General features: G+C 62.4%; 18 protein-coding genes. 11 read left to right on the top strand and 7 right to left on the bottom strand.

Annotated elements, in window-relative coordinates; genetic code table 11:
* Nucleotides 1-65: 65 nt before the first annotated feature.
* Nucleotides 66-1,043, top strand: a complete 978-nt coding sequence (locus tag AB7M33_RS27840) for a L,D-transpeptidase family protein (RefSeq protein WP_085273233.1) — start codon at nt 66-68, stop codon at nt 1,041-1,043.
* A 123-nt stretch (nt 1,044-1,166) separates the two neighbouring features.
* Here AB7M33_RS27840 and oprI read toward each other — a convergent pair whose 3' ends face one another.
* A complete protein-coding gene (gene oprI / locus AB7M33_RS27835; protein ID WP_003259780.1) occupies nt 1,167-1,418 on the bottom strand; it encodes an outer membrane lipoprotei OprI in 252 nt (83 codons plus the stop codon).
* 506 nt (nt 1,419-1,924) lie between these two features.
* Between oprI and AB7M33_RS27830 the strand changes: the two genes are divergently transcribed.
* Nucleotides 1,925-2,206, top strand: coding sequence for a GNAT family N-acetyltransferase (locus tag AB7M33_RS27830; protein WP_025338432.1), 282 nt, complete (start codon nt 1,925-1,927; stop codon nt 2,204-2,206).
* 40 nt (nt 2,207-2,246) lie between these two features.
* Here the strand turns inward: AB7M33_RS27830 and AB7M33_RS27825 are convergent, their stop codons facing one another.
* The gene (locus AB7M33_RS27825; RefSeq protein WP_099429929.1) at nt 2,247-3,323 is read right to left on the bottom strand and encodes a 3-deoxy-7-phosphoheptulonate synthase; all 1,077 of its coding nucleotides are present in this window, start codon (nt 3,321-3,323) and stop codon (nt 2,247-2,249) included.
* A 233-nt stretch (nt 3,324-3,556) separates the two neighbouring features.
* On the opposite strand from AB7M33_RS27825, the gene AB7M33_RS27820 reads away from it, so the two are divergent.
* The 3 genes from AB7M33_RS27820 (at nt 3,557) to cysB (ending at nt 6,211) form a co-directional block, all read left to right on the top strand.
* Nucleotides 3,557-4,504: a putative 2-dehydropantoate 2-reductase gene (locus AB7M33_RS27820; RefSeq protein ID WP_454244161.1), complete on the top strand. Its 948-nt coding sequence runs from the start codon at nt 3,557-3,559 to the stop codon at nt 4,502-4,504.
* 105 nt (nt 4,505-4,609) lie between these two features.
* Entirely contained in the window at nt 4,610-5,107 is a 498-nt protein-coding gene (locus AB7M33_RS27815; RefSeq protein WP_265968915.1) for a universal stress protein, read from the top strand.
* Between the two features lie 129 nt (nt 5,108-5,236).
* The gene (cysB, locus tag AB7M33_RS27810) at nt 5,237-6,211 is read left to right on the top strand and encodes an HTH-type transcriptional regulator CysB (protein WP_027593928.1); all 975 of its coding nucleotides are present in this window, start codon (nt 5,237-5,239) and stop codon (nt 6,209-6,211) included.
* 209 nt (nt 6,212-6,420) lie between these two features.
* Here cysB and AB7M33_RS27805 read toward each other — a convergent pair whose 3' ends face one another.
* The 5 genes from AB7M33_RS27805 to rloA form a co-directional block, all read right to left on the bottom strand.
* Nucleotides 6,421-7,155, bottom strand: a complete 735-nt coding sequence (locus AB7M33_RS27805; protein ID WP_238210614.1) for a phosphoadenylyl-sulfate reductase — start codon at nt 7,153-7,155, stop codon at nt 6,421-6,423.
* Between the two features lie 104 nt (nt 7,156-7,259).
* The gene (gene pabB, locus AB7M33_RS27800; protein WP_454244160.1) at nt 7,260-8,603 is read right to left on the bottom strand and encodes an aminodeoxychorismate synthase component I; all 1,344 of its coding nucleotides are present in this window, start codon (nt 8,601-8,603) and stop codon (nt 7,260-7,262) included.
* A 193-nt stretch (nt 8,604-8,796) separates the two neighbouring features.
* A complete protein-coding gene (locus tag AB7M33_RS27795) occupies nt 8,797-9,777 on the bottom strand; it encodes an alpha-L-glutamate ligase-like protein (protein ID WP_027593925.1) in 981 nt (326 codons plus the stop codon).
* Entirely contained in the window at nt 9,777-11,312 is a 1,536-nt protein-coding gene (gene rloB, locus AB7M33_RS27790; protein ID WP_027593924.1) for an osmotic stress tolerance membrane protein RloB, read from the bottom strand. The genes AB7M33_RS27795 and rloB overlap by 1 nt, the downstream gene beginning before the upstream one ends.
* A 5-nt stretch (nt 11,313-11,317) precedes the next feature.
* On the bottom strand, nt 11,318-11,854 hold the full coding sequence (gene rloA, locus AB7M33_RS27785; RefSeq protein ID WP_027593923.1) for a retropepsin-like aspartic peptidase RloA: 537 nt from the start codon (nt 11,852-11,854) through the stop codon (nt 11,318-11,320).
* A 293-nt stretch (nt 11,855-12,147) separates the two neighbouring features.
* Between rloA and AB7M33_RS27780 the strand changes: the two genes are divergently transcribed.
* The 6 genes from AB7M33_RS27780 to prpD all read left to right on the top strand — a co-directional run bounded on the left by AB7M33_RS27780 (nt 12,148) and on the right by prpD (nt 20,782).
* Complete coding sequence (locus AB7M33_RS27780; RefSeq protein WP_027593922.1) at nt 12,148-12,864, top strand: GntR family transcriptional regulator; 717 nt, start codon at nt 12,148-12,150, stop codon at nt 12,862-12,864.
* Nucleotides 12,861-13,751, top strand: a complete 891-nt coding sequence (gene prpB / locus AB7M33_RS27775; protein ID WP_027593921.1) for a methylisocitrate lyase — start codon at nt 12,861-12,863, stop codon at nt 13,749-13,751. The genes AB7M33_RS27780 and prpB overlap by 4 nt, the downstream gene beginning before the upstream one ends.
* 174 nt (nt 13,752-13,925) lie before the next feature.
* Entirely contained in the window at nt 13,926-15,053 is a 1,128-nt protein-coding gene (gene prpC, locus AB7M33_RS27770; protein ID WP_265968913.1) for a bifunctional 2-methylcitrate synthase/citrate synthase, read from the top strand.
* A 161-nt stretch (nt 15,054-15,214) separates the two neighbouring features.
* Complete coding sequence (acnD, locus tag AB7M33_RS27765) at nt 15,215-17,803, top strand: Fe/S-dependent 2-methylisocitrate dehydratase AcnD (protein WP_454244264.1); 2,589 nt, start codon at nt 15,215-15,217, stop codon at nt 17,801-17,803.
* A gap of 163 nt (nt 17,804-17,966) precedes the next feature.
* Entirely contained in the window at nt 17,967-19,157 is a 1,191-nt protein-coding gene (prpF, locus tag AB7M33_RS27760) for a 2-methylaconitate cis-trans isomerase PrpF (protein ID WP_252827308.1), read from the top strand.
* Between the two features lie 140 nt (nt 19,158-19,297).
* Entirely contained in the window at nt 19,298-20,782 is a 1,485-nt protein-coding gene (prpD, locus tag AB7M33_RS27755) for a 2-methylcitrate dehydratase (protein ID WP_454244159.1), read from the top strand.
* Nucleotides 20,783-20,887: the final 105 nt, after the last annotated feature.

The raw sequence follows: 20,887 nt of genomic DNA, 5'->3' as shown, positions 1-20,887 counted from the left end.
TCCCGCTTGCATCGGTGCGGGTGTACAATCGATCCTCTTGACCCACCTTTCGAAGGATTTACCGGATGTTGCCGCGCTTTCCTGCCGTCACCCGTAGCCTGTCCCTGGCCGCCCTGCTGGTAGCGGGCCCCGCTGCTGCGCTGGAGCTGCCATTGCCACCCCCCGGTGAAGACATTGTCGGCCAGGTGCAGGTGATCAAGGCAAAGTACGAAGACACCTTCGCCGATATCGGCACTGCCAACGACCTTGGCTACCTGGAAATGATCGCCGCCAACCCGGGCGTCGACCCTTGGTTGCCGGGTGCCGGTACCGAAATCATCCTGCCGACCCGCTATGTGCTGCCGCCGGGGCCGCGCGAAGGCGTGGTCATCAACCTGGCCGAGTACCGGCTGTACTACTACCCGAAAGGGCAGAGCGTGGTGTACACCTTCCCGCTGGGCATTGGTCGTGAAGGTTGGGGTTCGCCAATCGCCAATACCAAGATCACCGCCAAAACCCCGAACCCGACCTGGACCCCGCCCGCTTCGATTCGCGCCGAGCACGCCGCCGACGGCGACATCCTGCCGACCGTGGTGCCTGCCGGGCCGGACAATCCGCTGGGCCCGTTCAAGTTCACCCTGGGTGTACCGGGTTACCTGATTCATGGTTCGAACAAGAAGTTTGGTATCGGCATGCGCACCAGTCACGGTTGCTTCCGCATGCTCAACAACAATGTGGTCGAGCTGTCGAAGATGGTGCCGGTAGGTACCCCGGTGCGCATCATCAACGAGCCTTACAAGTTCGGTATCAGTGCTGGCAAGGTCTACCTCGAAGCGCACACTCCGTTGGACGATCAAGGAAATCCGTCGGTGGTGGATAAGCACACTGCGGTTATCAATGCATTGCTCAAGCGTGAAGACCTGGCGAACAACCTGCGCATGAACTGGGACATGGTGCGTGACGTGGTCGCCGCTGAAGATGGCATGCCCGTCGAAATTGCCGTGCCGGTCGATAATCAGGGTACGGCGCCGATGGTTTCGAGCATCCCGCCTGAACTGCAGTAAGCGTTCGCGAGCTGCCCAGGGCCTGCCTTAGTGCAGGCCTTTTCGTTTGTGCACTGCGTGTTGCGGGGCAATAAAAAAGCCGACCCACAAGTGGGTCGGCTTCATAACAATCCGTGAGGACTATTACTTGCGGCTGGCTTTGTCCAGCATACGCAGAGCGCGCTCATTGGCTTCGTCAGCGGTTTGCTGAGCCTTCTGAGCGGCTGCCAGTGCGTCGTCAGCCTTACGGTAGGCTTCGTCTGCACGAGCTTGAGCGCGAGCTGCTGCGTCTTCAGTCGCAGTCAGACGAGCTTCGGTTTCTTTGGATACGCTGCTGCAACCGGTAGCCAGAACTGCGGCCAGAGCCAGAGCAGAGAATTTCAGAACGTTGTTCATCGTGTTCCCCTTCAAGGACTTTCTATTAAAGAGCCATCTCTCGGAAAAGAGAAACTGGCCGGCGTACATAGTACCCATTACTTGTAGTAAGTAAACTGACAGAGCGCAAGAACTGCAAAAAAAATGTTGCTCCAGGTCACGCTGACAAGATTTGCGACGCGTTTGTGAAAAAAACGTACAGGGGCCGCAACCGTCTGTACTACGGGAACTTTTTTGTTGAACTAACGGTGACTTTGTCTGTCGTTCAACGTCTTAAGCCCTACAACATCCGGCGGCTGTTGGCGTAACGGGAAGAGTCCATTAGCGACGTTTTTTGCCGTTTTTTAACCGTTGCCACCTTGAGCAATCCTGCTTGCCGCGCCTACTATCTTGTGAATGCCCGAGGGTAGAACGATTGCAATCGTCCTGTGGTCCAAGGGGCAACAGGTGGCGTAGAGGATTCTGTGCCGGATAAACCACCATCGGTTAAGGTATGGGTCTGCCGAGAAGACCTGCGAGGAGTAGTGATGAGCGAAGCGCTGACCATCCACCATGACCAAGCCGGTCATCAGTTCGAGACCAACGTGGACGGTCATCGTGCCTATCTGACGTACATGGATCTGGGCAAGCAGACGCTGGACATCTATCGCACCTTCGTGCCTAACGCCCTGCGCGGGCGTGGCATTGCCGCAGCGCTGACCGAGCGGGCCCTGGAGTATGCCGAGCAGATGGGGTACACGGTGATTCCGTCGTGCTCTTATGTAGAACGCTACATGGAACGCCAGCAGCGTCATTCGAGCAAAGTCTGAACCTGTAAAAAAAAGGGCCGCTTAGCGGCCCTTTTTTTTGTCAGCCGCGCTGGCGCTGCGGCAGTACATCCTTGAGCTTGGCGTGCATGCTGCGCAAGGTCTTCTCAGTCGCAGACCAGTCAATACAGGCGTCGGTCACCGAAACACCATATTGCAGTTCGTTCAGGTCTTTCGGAATCGACTGGCAGCCCCAGTTCAGGTGGCTCTCGACCATCAGGCCGATGATCGACTGGTTACCTTCGAGGATTTGGTTGGCGACGTTCTCCATCACCAGTGGCTGCAGGGCCGGGTCCTTGTTGGAGTTGGCGTGGCTGCAGTCGACCATGATGTTGGCCTTGATCTTGGCCTTGGCCAGGTCCTGTTCGCACAAGGCGACGCTGACCGAATCATAATTCGGCTTGCCATTGCCGCCGCGCAGCACCACGTGACCGTAAGGGTTGCCCTTGGTGGTGACGATGGAGACGCCGCCTTCCTGGTTGATGCCAAGGAAGCGGTGCGGTTTGGACACCGACTGCAGGGCGTTGATCGCAACGGTCAGGCCGCCATCGGTGCCGTTCTTGAAGCCGACCGCTGAAGACAGGCCCGAGGCCATTTCGCGGTGGGTCTGGGATTCGGTGGTGCGGGCGCCGATGGCCGACCAGCTGATCAGGTCCTGCAGGTACTGCGGGGAGATCGGGTCGAGCGCTTCGGTAGCGGTCGGCAGGCCCATTTCAGCCAGGTCCAGCAGCAGTTGGCGGCCGATGTGCAGGCCGTCCTGGATCTTGAACGAGTCATCCAGGTACGGATCGTTGATCAGGCCTTTCCAGCCTACGGTGGTGCGCGGCTTCTCGAAGTACACGCGCATGACCAGATAGAGGGTGTCGGACACTTCCGCAGCCAATACCTTCAGGCGTTCGGCGTACTCGTGGGCAGCCTTGATGTCGTGGATGGAGCAGGGGCCGACCACGACGAACAGGCGATGGTCCTTGCCGTCGAGAATATCGCGCACCACTTGGCGGCCGGCAGTCACGGTCTGCAGGGCCGTGGCGCTGAGGGGGATTTCCTTCTTGAGCTGATCGGGCGTGATCAGGGTCTCGTTGGAGGCAACGTTTAAGTCGTCGATCGGTAAATCAGCCATCGTGTTACTCGTCAGGTCACGGGTGCCGGCCGCCAGCAATCCCCGTGCGGCCCAGCAGCAAGAATGTTCGCAGCGGGGAGCCGAACCTTAGCGCGTTACAGGTGGCGCGACAATGGGCTTTGGCCCGTCAGGGCAGGGATTTTCCCGTGCTGGCGGCGCCGTTGCGCGATTGGGGTGCCCAGCGGGCCGCAACCGGTGTAAAAAAGCGCTCTGACATTTACCTGGAGATCGGCATGCATCCGCGCAAACCACGTATCGGGATCATCGGCAGTGGTGCCATCGGCGGCTTTTATGGGTTGATGCTGGCGCGGGCCGGTTTCGACGTGCACTTCCTGCTGCGCAGCGAATACGAGGTGGTGCGCGACCAGGGGCTGATGCTTGAAAGTGCCGTGCATGGCGCGTTGCAGATGCAGGTTCAGGCGTATGCCAATGTTGCCGACATGCCGCAATGCGACTGGCTGCTGGTGGGCGCCAAGGCCACCAGCAACGACCAGCTGGCGCCGCTGATCGTGCAGGCCGCTGCACCTGACGCACGCGTGGTGCTACTGCAGAATGGCCTGGGTGTGGAGGAGCAACTGCGCCCGGCATTGCGCGACGACATGCACCTGCTCGGCGGCCTGTGCTTCATTTGCGTCAATCGCCAGGCCCCGGGTGTGATCCGCCATCAGGCACTGGGTGCGGTCAACCTGGGCTATCACAGTGGGCCGGCAAGCGAGGGTGGTGCTGCGCTGGTCAAGGAGGGGGCAGGGCTGTTCCAGGCGGCGGGTATCGATTCGCAGGCCATGGACAACCTGAGCCAGGCCCGTTGGCAGAAGCTGGTGTGGAACGTGCCGTATAACGGGCTTTCGGTGTTGCTCGGCGCCAGCACCACGCCGCTGATGGCCGCCCCGCATAGCCGGGCGTTGATCCAGGCGTTGATGGACGAGGTGGTGCAAGGCGCTGCAGCGTGTGGCCATGTGCTGCCCGAGGGGTATGCCGAGCATCTGTTCCAGGTCACCGAACGGATGCCCGACTACTGGCCAAGCATGTACCACGACCATGCCCAGCAGCGCCCGCTGGAGCTTCAGGCCATTTATGGCGAGCCGCTGGCGCGCGCACGGGCGGCGGGCTGCAGCTTGCCGCGCATGGAGATGCTGTACCAGGCGCTGTCGTTCATCAGCCGCGATACACGCCCCATCTGACGCCTCCTGCGGCCCGCGCCAGCAGCACGCCGGACGGCAAAGCGTGCGTGCGGCGCGCTGCTAAGCTGAAGCTTGCTCTGCCGCAGCGGCAGTCGAGGAGGTCGAATGATCCGCTCCATGCTGTACGCCACCGACCTCGGTGTCTACGCCCCTTTTGTCATGCAGCACGCCCTGGCATTGGCGCGCACGTTCAATGCCGAGTTGTATGTGATTCACGCCGTGGAGCCCATGGGCCAGTTCGCCGAGTCGCTGCTGCAAAGCTATCTCGATGAGCAGACGCTTGACCAGTTGCACAGCCAGGGCGTCAACACGGTCATGGCCAATATCGAACAGCGCGTGCTGGAAAATTTTCGCGATGAACTGGGCGAGGAGGCGGACCTTGCGGTCATCAAGGCGGTGCGTGTGCGCCAGGGTGACCCTGCCCAGGTCATACTCGACCAGGCGCAGCGCTTGAGCGTCGATTTGCTGATTTTCGGAAGCCACAGTGCCGGCGCGGGCGCTGATGTGCCGCTGGGGCGAACGGCGGTGCGGTTGCTGCAGTTGTCGCCTGTGCCGGTGTATATGGTGCCGCTTGCACAGCACCTGGGACGTAGGAAAACGTGAAGCTGGCCGTGGGCTATTACTGGGGCGCGTGTAACAAAATAGTTCTAGATTTATTTCCAGAACCACTAATATAGTTATATATCGTCGCTGCCTGCTGCCGCTGACTCACCGCTGAACCGAGGGAAACCTATGAAGCTTCAACAACTGCGCTACATCTGGGAAGTGGCGCACCACGACCTCAACGTCTCCGCGACGGCGCAGAGCCTGTATACCTCCCAGCCAGGTATCAGCAAGCAGATCCGTTTGCTCGAAGATGAGCTGGGCGTTGAAGTCTTTGCCCGCAGCGGCAAGCACCTGACCCGCGTCACGCCGGCAGGTGAGCGCATCATCAATACCGCTGGCGAAATCCTGCGCAAGGTCGAGAGCATCAAGCAGATCGCCCAGGAATTCTCCAACGAGAAGAAGGGCACCCTGTCCATCGCCACCACGCACACCCAGGCCCGCTACGCGCTGCCGCCGGTGATCAGCAGCTTCATCAAGCAGTACCCGGAAGTGGCCCTGCACATGCACCAGGGCTCGCCGATGCAAATTGCCGAGATGGCCGCTGATGGCACTGTCGACTTCGCCATCGCCACCGAGGCGCTGGAGTTGTTCGGCGACCTGATCATGATGCCGTGCTACAAGTGGAACCGCTGCGTGGTGGTTCCGCAGGGGCACCCGCTGACCAAGCTGCCGAAGCTGACCCTGGAAGCCGTTGCCGAATACCCGATCGTCACTTACGTGTTCGGTTTTACCGGCCGTTCCAAGCTGGACGAAGCCTTCAACCATCGCGGCTTGACGCCGAAAGTGGTGTTCACCGCCGCCGACGCCGACGTGATCAAGACTTACGTGCGCCTGGGTCTGGGTGTGGGCATCGTGGCCAAGATGGCCGTTGACACCAAGCTCGACAGCGACCTGGTGGCCCTGGATGCCAGCGAACTGTTCGAGGCCAGCATCACCAAGATCGGCTTCCGCCGTGGCACCTTCCTGCGCGGCTTCATGTGCGACTTCATCGAGAAGTTCGCCCCGCACCTGACCCGCGAAGTGATGGCCAAAGCCATTCAGTGCCATAACAAGCAAGAGCTTGAAGAGCTGTTCGAAGGCGTCGAGCTGCCGGTTCACTAAGCCGTTCGAGCATGAAAAAACCGGCCCTTGGGCTAATGGTCAGTTAAGCTTCATCCGCCTTAATTGGGGCTGCTGCGCAGCCCATCGCAGGCAAGCCAGCTCCTACAGGTGAGCGAGATTCTCAATAAATACGCTACACCTGTAGGAGCTGGCTTGCCTGCGATGGGCCGCGCAGCGGCCCCATTGGCCGGTTTTTCTTTACCTGTCGATCAGCCCTTGCTGATCAGGTTGCCGGCGTGCAGGCCGCATTCCTTCTGGGTCGACTCTTCCCACCACCAGCGGCCTTCGCGCTCGTGCTGGTTCGGCAGCACCGGGCGTGTGCACGGTTCGCAGCCAATGCTGATGAAGCCGCGCTCGTGCAGGCTGTTGTAGGGCAGCTCGAGCATGCGGATGTAGCCCCACACTTCTTCGCTGCTCATCTGTGCCAGCGGGTTGAACTTGTACAGGGTGCGCTCGGGCGTAGAGAAGGCGCTGTCGATTTCCAGTGCCGCCACCTGGCTACGCGTGCCTGGGCTCTGGTCGCGACGCTGGCCGGTGGCCCAGGCGCTTACCGTGGCCAGTTTGCGGCGCAGGGGTTCGATCTTGCGGATGCCGCAGCACTCGCCGTGGCCGTCCTTGTAGAAGCTGAACAGGCCCTTTTCCTTGACGAACGGGTCGAGCTTGCTGCGATCCGGGCTGAGGATCTCGATCGGCAGGTTGTACTGCTCGCGGACCTGGTCGATGAAGCGGTAGGTCTCCGGGTGCAGGCGGCCGGTGTCGAGGCTGAAGACCTTGACCTGTTTGTTCAGCTTCCAGGCCATGTCGACCAGCACCACATCCTCGGCGCCGCTGAAGGAGATCCACAAGTCGTCGCCGAAATGCTCGAAGGCGAGTTTCAGGATGTCTTGCGGGGACTTGTTGGCATAGGTCGCGGCGAGAGCGGCGACGTCGAAGGGTTGGCTCATCAGGCGGTTTCCATCTTGGCTGTGGCGCTGTGCGCTCGTAATGAGGTGATGGTAACAAAAAATGCTGGGTTAGACGCCTGGCATAAAGGCCTTGTGGCGCCGAATCAGAGCTGTTGCAAGGTCTCCATCAGCACCCGAACCTTGGCAATCGATTCTTCATATTCCGACGCCCAGTCGGAGTCCGCCACCACTGCGCCGCCGCCCCAGCAGCTGACCTGGCCATCCTTCACCAGCAAGCTGCGAATGGCGATGGAGCTGTCCATCTCGCCGCGCACATCCACGTACAGCAACGAGCCGCAATACAGTGCACGGCGGCTGGGCTCCAGTTCGTCGATGATCTGCATGGCGCGGATCTTCGGCGCCCCGGTGATTGAGCCGCCGGGGAAGCTGTCGCCGATCAGGTCGAGTGGGTCCTTGTCGGTGGCCAATTGCCCGGTGATGCTGCTGACCAAGTGGTGAACGTTGGGGTAGCTTTCCAGGCTGAACAACTCGGGCACCTTGACCGAGCCGATCTGGCAGGTACGGCCCAGGTCGTTGCGCAGCAGGTCGACGATCATCAAGTTTTCCGAGCGGTCCTTGGGGCTGTGCAGCAGCTCTTCGGCGTTGCGGGCATCCTGGTCGGGGTTGCTTGAGCGTGGCCGGGTACCCTTGATCGGGCGAGTCTCGACCAGCCCTTGGCTGACGCGAATGAACCGCTCCGGCGAGAAGCTCAGCAGTGCGCTGCCATCGGCCAGTTGCTGGTAGCCGGAGAATGGCGTCGGGCACGCTTTGCGCAGCGCCTGATAGGCGCGCCACGGGTCGCCCTGGCACGGTGCGCGGAAGCGTTGTGTCAGGTTGATCTGGTAGCAATCGCCGGCCTGAATGTAGCGTTGCACCTGGTCGAACGCTGCTTGGTAGTGCTCGGGCTTCAAGTCGCCGGTCATGTTGGCCAGCAGGTGGAAATCGCCAGTTGCAGCACAATCGGGGGCTTCGAACAGGGCAATCAGGCGCTCGCGCTCAGCGCTTGCCAGGCTTGGGTGGAACACCAGCTGGCTGGTTGCCAGCGTATGGTCGGTCACCAATGCCCAGCGGTAAAGGCCAAGTTGTGCATCGGGCAGGCCGAGGTCATCGAGGGCCAGGCTGGGCAGGTTTTCCAGGCGCCGGCCGAAGTCGTAGCTGAGGTAGCCGATCAGGCCGCCGGCAAACGGCAGTTCCACCCCAACCGGCAAGTCGGCGTGGCCCAGTTGCGCCAGCCCTGCGCGCAGCCGTTGGAGGAAGGCGCGGCCGTCCTCGTCTGCGTGGGCTTGCAGGTGTTGCACGGGCCAGGCGCTGAGCAGGTCGAAGCGGCCGCGTTCGGCACCGGGGCGGGCACTGTCGAGCAGAATCGCGCCGGGCGCCTGGCGCAGGCGGGCGAAATAGGCGGCAGGGTCAGGCTGGTAGGGCAGGGGGTGGAGCGTACAGGTCGGCATCAGTGTGGACGGCGATGTAAAAGCGAGGAGGGCGATTGTAGACCTGTGTAGGAAATGCGCCTAGCGTTAGCGCGACATTCAACATTGTGTTTTGCCCATTCGCAGCACAAGGCTGCTCCTACAGGGTAGGGCTGCGCGGTACCTGTAGGAGCAGCCTTGCGCTGCGAATGGCTGCAAAGCAGCCCCGGCAATTTCAGCGCGGATGCACGTGCCCGAACAGCCCTTGCGAGACACGAACGCGCTGTTCGGCATCCTCGGTCACACCGTCCTTGGCCAGCGCCTCGATGTGCGCCTCGATGGCGTGGGTACGCTGGGTCAGCCCGCAGTCGTTGGCAATCTGGATGTTCAGGCCTGGGCGGGCGTTGAGTTCCAGAATCAGCGGGCCCTTTTCCTGGTCCAGCACCATGTCCACACCGATGTAGCCCAGGCCGCACAGCTCGTAGCAGCCGGCCGCAAGCTTCATGAAGCCGTCCCAGTTCGGCAGTTGCACGCCGTCCACGGCGTTGGTGGTGTCCGGGTGCTTGCTGATGATGTTGTTCAGCCAGGTGCCACGCAGGGTCACCCCCGTGGCCAGGTCGACACCCACGCCGATGGCGCCCTGGTGCAGGTTGGCCTTGCCGCCGGACTGCCGGGTCGGCAGGCGCAGCATGGCCATGACCGGGTAGCCCATCAGCACGATGATGCGGATGTCCGGCACGCCTTCGTAGCTGATGCTCTTGAAGATCTGGTCCGGCGTGACCCGGTACTCGATCAGCGCCCGGTCGCGGTGACCACCCAGCGAGTACAGGCCGGTAAGGATGCTCGAGATCTGGTGCTCGATTTCCTCGTGGCTGATGATCTTGCCCGACACCGTGCGGTAGCGGTCCTCGAAGCGGTCGGCGATCACCAGGATGCCGTCACCGCCGGCGCCCTGCGCCGGTTTGATGACGAAGTCACTGCGCCCGCCGATGATTTCATCGAGCTTCTCGATCTCTTTCTCGGTCTCGATGACGCCGTACATTTCCGGCACATGAATGCCGGCCGCGAGCGCGCGCTCTTTGGTGATGATCTTGTCGTCGACGATCGGGTACAGGTGGCGCTTGTTGTACTTCAGGACATAGTCCGCGTTGCGCCGGTTGATACCCATGATGCCCCGGGCCTCCAGGGCTTTCCAGGTCTTGATCAGTCCGAACATCAGGCATCAGCCTTCTTCAGGAACGCCTTGAAGCGAACGAGCTCGGTCAGGCGGTAGCCGCGGTAGCGACCCATCGCCAGCATGAAGCCCACCAGAATCAGCAGCACCGCCGGGAAGGTGAAGACGAAGTACACCAGCTCCGGCACCATCATCAGCAGGTGCGCGACGGACGCTGCGAACAGGGTGCCGATGGCCACTTTCATGGCATGGCCACCGCCGCGCTCTTCCCAGGTGATCGACAGGCGTTCGATGGTCATGGTCAGGATCACCATCGGGAACAGCGCCACCGACAACCCGCGCTCCAGGCCCAGCTTGTGGCTGAACAGGCTGATGGCGGCGATCAGCACCACCACGAAGGTCAGCACCACCGACAGGCGTGGCAGCATCTGCAGCTTGAGGTGTTCAAGGTACGAGCGCAGTGACAGGCCCAGCGCCGTGATTACCGTGAACAACACGATACCGAAGCCCAGTTGAGTCTCGCGGAAGGCCAGGGCGATCAGTACCGGGGTGAAGGTACCCAGGGTCTGCAGGCCGATCAGGTTGCGCAGCACCAGGATCACCAACACGCCGATCGGGATCATCACCATGATCATGAAGGTCTGCTGGGTCTGCAGCGGCAGGCCGTACAGCGAGTACTCGAGGAAGTCGGCGTCGGTGTTCTCGTCGGTCAGCTTGGCCAGGCGGATGGCGTTCATCTCGCTGTTGTTCATGCTGAAGGTGACGTTGGCTTTCTTGCCGCCATCGACGGTGATCAGGTTGTCATCACCGGTCCACCACAGCAGGCGGTCGTTGGGCAGGCCCTGCTCGCCGGTGTCCGGGTTGAAGTACAGCCAGTCGTTGCCGTTGAAGCTGCGCAGCCACAGTTCTGGGGTCTGCGGGGTGTCGGCGACCAGGCGGATGGTGTGGACCTTTTCCATCGGCACGTGGGCGATGGACAACAGCAGGTCGATGACCTGGGCCTTCTTCATGGCCGAGGTGTCGCCGGCCAGCAGCAGCTTGACGTTGTCGTCGTTGAGGTTGTTGACCCGCTTGATGGTTTCGCTGACGAAGGTCTCAACGTCGGCCGAATGCTGGCGGATAGGCGCCATCAGGGCTTCGGCGGCGATCTTCTCGGGGCCGTCGACTGCCAGGCTGTCACGGAAGGTCGGGCCCTTGATGGTGGTCTTTTCGTTGCTGTAGCGCTTGGTCAGCACCAGGCGGTAGTAAAGCGTCTGGTTGCCGCTGGCGCGGCGTGCCGACCAGGTCACCTTGCGGTTGCCGTCGGCACGGTTGACGCTCACCCCATAGTTGTTGGAGATGAAGCTCTCGTTGAGGCTGACGTAGTCGCGGTTCAGTGGCGGCACGAACATCTGCACCTTGACCGGGTCCTTGGTGCTGGCCACGAACTCGACCTTGGCGTCGATATTCCACAGGTCGTCGGTTTCGTCTTCGGTCACCGGGATGCCGAGGAAGAAGATCTGATAAGCGGTGACCGCCACGCCCAGCAGCACCAGGACGGTGATCAGGACTTTCAGATGGAGGGTAAGAGAGCGCATCGGGATTACTCTGCTTTAGGAGCGTCGGTGGCACAGGCAGGTTTGCCGGCCGCGTATTTAAGGCTTGGGTCGACCAGCGCGTCGAAGTGCTTGAGCGCCTCGGAGCCGATCAGCAGCGGGAACTGGAACGCGCTGCGGTCGGTGAGGTTGACTTCGATGGTGCGCAGGGCCTGGCCCATGCAGATTTCGAGTTCGATGACCGGGCGCGCGGTGTAGGCCTTGCCCGATTCGGCATCGTAGTCGCCTGCCCGTCGCTTGATCTTGCTGACGCGCGCGAGGGGGCGTTCGATCGGGTGCGAATGGGCGGCATCGATGGCCAGGTAGAAACGCACCCAGCTCTCGCCGTTACGCTTGAAGCGCTTGATGTCGCGGGCGCTGAGCGAGGCCGTCTTGGCACCGGTGTCGAGCTTGGCGGCCACTTCCAGGTCCAGGTCGCCCAGCTTTGCGTATTCGTTGAGACCGTACACGGTCTTGCCCGCCGCTTGGCCGATGGCCGGCAGCAGGGTGAGGCATAGCAGCAATAAAACGGGTGTAAGTCTCATAATCCTGGCGCGGTACTGTGCAGGGTTCGGGGCAAGGCGACTGGCAACGACTGCGCAAGCTTCCTCGTTCATCTGTCAACAACATGAATAGATGACAGACACGCTATCCATACTCCGTCGGAGGCGCGGCATTCTATCACGCCGACGTCTTGACGCCAGCGCGTCGCGATCTGACAGCGGCGGGGCAGGGTTAGTTCGTTATTAGACGATTGTCGACAATGTTCATTTTGTCTTTGACTGATCGCGCTTAATTAGCTAATTTCTGGCCATGTGATTATCAGGGTGTCGACAATATGCTGGACCTATCCACTCCCAGCCCAGCGTTGGCGGACGAAACGGAAACCTTGTCCGAAAACGTCTTTCGGCGCATCCAAGCGGCCATCGTCAAGGGCGACATCGCCCCGGGCAGCAAGATCTCCGAGCCGGAGCTGGCGCGCACCTACGGCATCAGCCGCGGGCCGTTGCGCGAGGCCATCCACCGCCTCGAAGGCCAGCGCCTGCTGGTGCGCGTGCCGCATGTCGGGGCGCGGGTGGTGTCGCTCAACCATGCCGAGCTGATCGAGCTGTACGAAATCCGCGAATCGCTCGAAGGCATGGCCTGCCGCCTGGCCGCCGAGCGCATGAGTCAGGCCGATATCGACGAACTGCGCCGGGTGCTCGATACCCATGAGCGCGATGCGGCGTTCCAGGCGGGTGTCGGCTACTACCAGCAGGAAGGTGACTACGACTTCCACTACCGGATCATCCAGGGCAGCGGCAACCAGACCCTGGTCAAGATGCTGTGTGGCGAGCTGTACCAGCTGGTGCGCATGTACCGCATCCAGTTCTCCGCCACGCCCAATCGGCCACGCCAGGCGTTTGCCGAACACCACCGGATTCTCGATGCCATCGCCGACCGTGACGGTGAGCTGGCCGAGCTCCTGATGCGCCGCCACATCGGCGCGTCCAAACGCAACATCGAGCGTCACTACCTGGACGCCAACGACAATAGCCCACGAGGTGATTCATGACTGTGAAGAGCACGCCCGGCCAACGTTTCCGCGACGCGGTTGCCGCCGAACATCCCTTGCAGGTAGTCGGCGCCATCAACGCCAACCATGCCCTGCTGGCCAAGCGCGCCGGCTTCAAGGCCATCTACCTGTCCGGTGGCGGCGTGGCCGCAGGCTCCCTGGGCCTGCCGGACCTGGGCATCAGCGGCCTGGACGATGTGCTCACCGATGTGCGCCGCATCACCGACGTCTGCGACGTGCCGCTGCTGGTGGATGTCGACACCGGTTTCGGTGCCTCGGCGTTCAACGTGGCGCGTACCGTGCGCTCGATGAGCAAGTTCGGCGCAGCTGCGATCCACATCGAAGACCAGGTTGGCGCCAAGCGTTGTGGCCACCGCCCGAACAAGGAAATCGTCACCCAGCAGGAAATGGTCGACCGTATCAAGGCCGCCGTCGATGCCCGTACCGATGACAGCTTCGTGATCATGGCGCGCACCGATGCCCTGGCCGTCGAAGGCCTGAATGCTGCGCTGGACCGTGCCGCAGCGTGCGTCGAGGCCGGCGCCGACATGATCTTCCCGGAGGCCATTACCGAGCTTTCGATGTACAAGACCTTCGCTGACCGCGTGCAAGCGCCGATTCTGGCCAACATCACGGAATTCGGCGCCACCCCGCTGTACACCACCGAAGAGTTGGCGTCGGTCGACGTGTCGCTGGTGCTGTACCCGCTGTCGGCGTTCCGCGCCATGAACAAGGCGGCCGAGAATGTCTACACGGCGCTGCGTCGTGACGGCACCCAGAAGAACGTGGTCGACACCATGCAGACCCGCATGGAGCTCTACGATGCCATTGGTTACCACGCCTTCGAGCAGAGCCTCGATGCGTTGTTTGCCCAGAAGAAAGGATAAGTGACTGCCTGTGCTGGCCTTTTCGCGGGACAAGCCCGCTCCCACAGGTACAGCGCAAGTTTCAAAAGCTGTGTTGGACCTGTGGGAGCGGGCTTGTCCCGCGAAGAGGCCGGTACAGGCAAACCGAATTAGCCAGCAAGAAATCCATAACAAATTCAAGAAAGGAGAAACACCATGGCCGAAGCAAAAGTACTCAGTGGCGCAGGCCTGCGTGGCCAGGTGGCCGGCCAGACCGCACTGTCGACCGTTGGCCAGGCCGGTGCTGGCCTGACCTACCGTGGCTACGACGTCCGTGACCTGGCGGCGGGTGCTGAATTCGAAGAAGTGGCCTACCTGCTGTTGTACGGCGAGTTGCCAAGCAAAGCACAGCTGGCCGAATACAAGCACAAGCTCAAAGGCCTGCGTGACCTGCCGCAAGCCCTCAAGGAAGTGCTCGAGCGCATTCCACGTGACGCCCACCCGATGGACGTGATGCGCACCGGCTGCTCGGTGCTGGGCACCCTAGAGCCCGAACTCACCTTCGAAGCCCAGCATGACAAGACCGATCGCCTGCTGGCGCTGTTCCCGGCCGTGATGTGCTACTGGTACCGCTTCACCCACCATGGCGTGCGCATCGACTGCACCAGCGATGAAGACACCCTCGGCGGGCATTTCCTGCACCTGCTGCACGGCAAGAAGCCGAGCGAGTTGCATGTCAAGGTGATGAACGTGTCGCTGATCCTCTACGCGGAGCACGAATTCAACGCCTCGACCTTCACCGCACGCGTCTGCGCTTCGACCCTGTCCGACCTATACTCCTGCGTCACCGCCGCCATCGGCTCGCTGCGTGGCCCGCTGCACGGCGGTGCCAACGAAGCGGCGATGGAACTGATCGAACGCTTCCAGAGCCCGCAGGACGCCACGGCCGAGCTGCTCAAGATGCTGGAGCGCAAGGACAAGATCATGGGCTTTGGCCATGCCATCTACAAAGAGTCCGACCCGCGCAACGAGGTGATCAAGGGCTGGTCGAAGCAACTGGCTGACGAGGTCGGTGACAAGGTCCTGTACCCAGTGTCCGAAGCCATCGACAAGACCATGTGGGAGCAGAAACGCCTGTTCCCTAACGCCGACTTCTACCATGCGTCGGCGTACCACTTCATGGGCATTCCGACCAAGCTGTTCACCCCGATCTTCGTCTGCTCGCGCCTGACCGGCTGGGCGGCGCACGTGTTCGAACAGCGTGCCAACAACCGCATCATCCGCCCGAGCGCCGAGTATGTCGGCGTCGAACAGCGCCAGTTCGTGCCGATCGAGCAGCGCTGAATAGATCTAGAGAGGCAACCCGTTCCCTTGTGGGAGCGGGCTTGCCCGCGAAGGCGTCCGACCGGGCAACCGATGTGCACCTGCTGACGCCTTCGCGGGCAAGCCCGCTCCCACAGGGACGGAGCAACCTTCCGAATCCTGTGACCGAGCCTGATTCCATGATGAACACCGCATTCCGCAAGCACCTGCCAGGCACCGACTTGGACTACTTCGATGCCCGCGCGGCAGTCGAGGCTATCAAGCCCGGCGCCTACGACGGGTTGCCCTACACCTCGCGCGTGCTCGCCGAAAACCTGGTGCGCCGCTGCGACCCTGCCACCCTCGACGCCTCGCTCAGCCAGCTGATCGAGCGCAAGCGCGACCTCGACTTCCCGTGGTTCCCGGCGCGCGTGGTGTGCCACGATATCCTCGGCCAAACCGCTCTGGTCGACCTGGCCGGCCTGCGTGACGCCATTGCCGACAAGGGCGGCGACCCGGCCCAGGTCAACCCGGTGGTGCCGGTGCAGTTGATCGTCGACCACTCCCTGGCGGTCGAGTGCGGTGGTTTCGACCCGCAGGCGTTCGAGAAAAACCGTGCCATCGAAGACCGCCGTAACGAAGACCGTTTCCACTTCATCAACTGGACCAAGAAGGCGTTCAAGAACGTCGACGTGATCCAGCCGGGCAACGGCATCATGCACCAGATCAACCTGGAGAAGATGTCACCGGTGATCCACAGCGACCGCGGCGTGGCCTACCCGGACACCTGCGTTGGCACCGACAGCCACACCCCGCATGTCGACGCCCTGGGCGTGATCGCCATTGGTGTCGGCGGGCTGGAAGCCGAGAACGTGATGCTCGGCCGCGCCTCGTGGATGCGCCTGCCGGAAATCGTCGGCGTCGAGCTGACCGGCAAGCTGGCACCGAACATCACCGCCACCGACCTGGTGCTGGCCCTGACCGAGTTCCTGCGTAAACAGAAAGTCGTCGGCGCCTACCTCGAGTTCCACGGCGAGGGTGCCCGTGCCCTGACCCTGGGCGACCGCGCGACCATCTCCAACATGGCCCCTGAATACGGCGCCACTGCAGCGATGTTCGCCATCGACCAGCAGACCATCGACTACCTCAAGCTGACCGGTCGCGAAGAGCAGCAGGTCAAGCTGGTGGAAACCTTCGCCAAGGCCACCGGCCTGTGGGCCGACAGCCTGGCCGGCGCCGTCTACGAGCGTACCCTGAGCTTCGACCTGTCGAGTGTGGTGCGCAACATGGCCGGCCCGTCGAACCCGCATGCCCGCGTTGCCACCAGCGACCTGGCGGCCAAGGGCATCGCCGGGGCCTGGGAAGATGTCCCGGGGCAAATGCCGGACGGCGCGGTCATCATCGCCGCCATCACCAGCTGCACCAACACCAGCAACCCGCGCAACGTGATCGCAGCGGGCCTTTTGGCACGCAATGCCAACAAGCTGGGCCTGGCGCGCAAACCCTGGGTCAAATCCTCGCTGGCGCCAGGCTCCAAGGCTGTGCAGCTGTACCTGGAAGAAGCAGGGCTTGAGAAAGAGCTGGAGAACCTGGGCTTTGGCATCGTCGCTTTCGCCTGCACCACCTGCAACGGCATGTCCGGTGCGCTGGACCCGGTGATCCAGCAAGAGATCGTCGAGCGTGACCTGTATGCCACTGCGGTGTTGTCGGGTAACCGCAACTTCGACGGGCGCATCCACCCTTACGCCAAGCAGGCGTTCCTGGCCTCGCCGCCGCTGGTGGTGGCCTACGCCATCGCCGGAACCATCCGGTTCGACATCGAGAAAGACGTGCTGGGCGTGGTCGACGGCAAGGAAATCCGCCTCAAGGATATCTGGCCGAGCGATGAAGAAATCGACGCCGTGGTGCGTGCCTCGGTCAAGCCGGAGCAGTTCCGCAAGGTCTACATTCCGATGTTCGCCATCGAGGAAGACCGTGGGCCGAAGGTGGCGCCGCTGTACGCCTGGCGCCCGATGAGCACCTATATCCGCCGTCCACCGTACTGGGAAGGTGCCCTGGCCGGTGAGCGCACCCTGCGTGGCATGCGCCCGCTGGCGGTGCTGCCGGACAACATCACCACCGATCACCTGTCACCGTCCAACGCCATCATGATGGACAGCGCGGCGGGTGAGTACTTGGCGAAAATGGGCCTGCCGGAGGAGGACTTCAACTCCTACGCCACCCACCGTGGCGACCACCTGACCGCCCAGCGCGCCACCTTCGCCAACCCCAAGCTGTTCAACGAAATGGTGCGCAAGGATGACGGCAGCGTGAAGCAGGGCTCGTTGGCGCGCATCGAGCCGGAAGGCAAGGTTACCCGCATGTGGGAGGCAATCGAGACCTACATGGAGCGCAAGCAGCCGCTGATCATCGTCGCCGGTGCCGACTATGGCCAGGGCTCGTCCCGTGACTGGGCGGCCAAGGGCGTGCGCCTGGCGGGTGTCGAGGCGATCGTCGCCGAAGGCTTCGAACGCATTCACCGCACCAACCTGGTCGGCATGGGCGTGCTGCCGCTGGAGTTCAAGCCGGGTACGGACCGCAACACCCTGGGTCTGGATGGCAGTGAGACCTATGATGTGCTCGGTGAGCGCAAGCCGCGTGCAACGCTGACGCTGGTGGTTACCCGTCGCAATGGCGAGCGGGTCGAGGTGCCGGTAACGTGCCGCCTGGATACCGCCGAGGAAGTGTCGATCTACGAGGCGGGCGGGGTGCTGCAGCGCTTTGCCCAAGACTTCCTCGAAGCTTCTGCTTGAGTTTTTGGGGCTGCTTTGCAGCCCATTCGCGGGGCAAGCCCGCTCCCACAGGGTAGGTGTGGCGCTGCCGGTTTGCACTGTACCTGTGGGAGCGGGCTAGCCCCGCGAATGGGTCGCGTAGCGGCCCTAGGGTTATTGCATATTCAAACAGGACACTTAAGCAATGGCACACGCACCACAAATCAAGATCCCCGCCACCTACATCCGTGGCGGTACCAGCAAAGGCGTATTCTTCCGCCTGGACGACCTCCCCGAGCCGGCGCAGATCCCAGGCCCAGCCCGCGATGCGCTGCTGTTGCGGGTGATCGGCAGCCCCGACCCCTACGGCAAGCAGATCGATGGCATGGGCGGCGCCACCTCGAGCACCAGTAAAACGGTGATCCTCTCGCGCAGCATCAAGCCCGAACACGACGTCGACTATCTGTTTGGCCAGGTCAGTATCGACAAGGCCTTCGTCGACTGGAGCGGTAACTGCGGCAACCTGTCTGCCGCGGTCGGTTCCTTCGCCATCAGCAGCGGCCTGGTCGACCCGGCGCGGGTGCCGCGCAACGGCATCGCCACCGTGCGCATCTGGCAGGCCAACATCGGCAAGACCATCATCGCCCACGTACCGATCACCGAAGGTGAAGTGCAGGAAACCGGTGATTTCGAACTCGACGGCGTGACCTTTCCGGCGGCCGAGGTTCAGCTGGAATTCCTGGACCCAGCTGCCGACGAAGAGGGCGCAGGTGGGTCGATGTTCCCAACCGGCAACCTGGTAGATGACCTGGAAGTGCCAGGGGTTGGCACGTTCAAGGCAACCCTGATCAATGCGGGTATCCCGACCATCTTCGTCAATGCCAGCGATATCGGCTACACCGGCGCCGAGCTGCAGGACGCGATCAACGGTGACCCGCAAGCGCTGCTGCGTTTCGAGACAATTCGTGCCTATGGCGCCGTGCGCATGGGCCTGATCGAGCATGTCGACCAGGCGGCCGGGCGTCAGCACACGCCGAAAGTGGCCTTCGTCGCGCCACCGAGCACCTACACTGCGTCCAGTGGCAAGGTGGTAGCGGCGGCTGACATCGACCTGCTGGTGCGTGCGTTGTCCATGGGCAAGCTGCACCACGCGATGATGGGCACTGCCGCGGTCGCCATCGGTACCGCTGCCGCCATCCCAGGCACGCTGGTCAACCTCGCCGCCGGCGGGCGCGAGCGCAGTGCCGTACGGTTCGGTCACCCTTCAGGCACCCTGCGGGTTGGCGCCGAAGCGCGTCAGGTGAAGGGCGAATGGACGGTGACCAAGGCAATCATGAGCCGCAGTGCTCGCGTGCTGATGGAAGGCTGGGTGAGGGTGCCTGGCGATAGCTTCTGACGCACCACTGGCGCTCGGCGTTCGATGACTGGGGCCGCTTCGCGGCCCATCGCCGGCAAGCCGGCTCCCACACCGAACCTGTGGGAGCTGGCTTGCCGGTGATGGGCTGCCAGGCAGCCCCACAATCACAGGAGCTGCAAATGAGCGCCAACGTGGACCTTAACCAGCGCCCGGACTACGACCGGGTGCTGCAAACCCTCGCCGACTACGTCCTCACCTACCGGGTCGAATCCCCGGAGGCACTGGACACCGCGCGCAACTGCCTGATGGACACCCTGGGCTGCGGCCTGCTGGCCCTGCGCTTCCCCGAATGCACCAAACACCTCGGCCCGTTGGTGGAAGGCACGGTGGTGCCGAATGGCGCCCGCGTGCCCGGCACCGCCTACCGCCTCGATCCGGTCAAAGCCGCCTGGGACATCGGCTGCATCGTGCGCTGGCTGGACTACAACGACACCTGGCTGGCCGCCGAGTGGGCGCACCCTTCAGACAACCTCGGTGGCATTCTGGCCGTGGCCGATCACCTGTCGCAAAAACACGTAGCAAAGGGTGAAAGCCCACTGCTGATGCGCGAAGTGCTCGAAGCCATGGTCATGGCGCACGAGATCCAGGGCGTGTTGGCGCTGGAGAATTCGTTCAATCGCGTGGGCCTGGACCACGTGATCCTGGTCAAGGTGGCTTCCACGGCCGTGTGCGCCAAGCTGATGGGGGCCAGCCGCGAGCAACTGCTGTCGGCGTTGTCGCATGCCTTTGTCGATGGCCAGGCGCTGCGCACCTACCGCCATGCACCTAACGCAGGCTCGCGCAAGTCCTGGGCTGCCGGCGATGCGTCCAGCAGGGGTGTGCGCCTTGCCGATATCGCGCTGCGTGGCGAGATGGGTGTGCCTGGCGTGCTCACGGCGCCGCAATGGGGCTTCTATGATGTGTCATTCAGTCATACCAACAAGGACCTGGCGCTCAAACCCTCTGCCCAGCAGGAGTTGCGCCTGCCGCAGCCCTTGGCCAGCTATGTGATGGAGAACGTGCTGTTCAAAGTCAGTTTCCCGGCCGAGTTCCACGCCCAGACGGCCTGTGAAGCCGCCGTGCTGCTGCACCCGCAGGTGCGCAATCGCCTGCATGAGGTGGACCGTATTGTCATTACCACGCAGGAGTCGGCAATTCGCATCATCTCCAAGGTCGGCCCACTGGCCAATGCCGCTGACCGTGATCACTGCCTGCAGTACATGGTGGCGGTGCCGCTGATTTTTGGCCATCTGGTGGCCGAGCATTACGAGGATGTCTTTCACGCTGCCCACCCGAGTATCGACCGCTTGCGCGACAAGATGGAGGTGGTCGAGGACCCGCGCTTCACCCGTGAATACCTGGAGGCTGACAAGCGCTCGATCGCCAACGGCTTGCAGGTGTTTTTCAAGGATGGCAGCAGCACCGAGCAGGTGGTGGTGGAGTACCCGGTCGGTCACAGGCGTCGGCGCGGGGAGGGCATACCCTTGCTGGAGGCGAAGTTCAGGGAGAACCTGGCGACGCGGTTTGCGCGGCAACGGTGTGAGGCGATTTTCGAGCTGTGCGAGGATCAGCAAAAGCTGGAGGCGACGGCGGTGCACAGGTTTGTGGATCTGTTCGTGATGTGAGGTTGCCAGCGCTCCTCTTCGCGGGGCAAGCCCGCTCCCACAGGGGCCGAGCAAACCTTGACTGCCCCCAGAAAATTGGATGGGTGTCCAACTTCTTGGGGACAG

Source organism: Pseudomonas sp. Y3 TE3536 (assembly GCF_053629175.1).
Note: the sequence above shows the minus strand (reverse complement) of the source record. Positions and strands in the feature narration are given on the sequence as shown.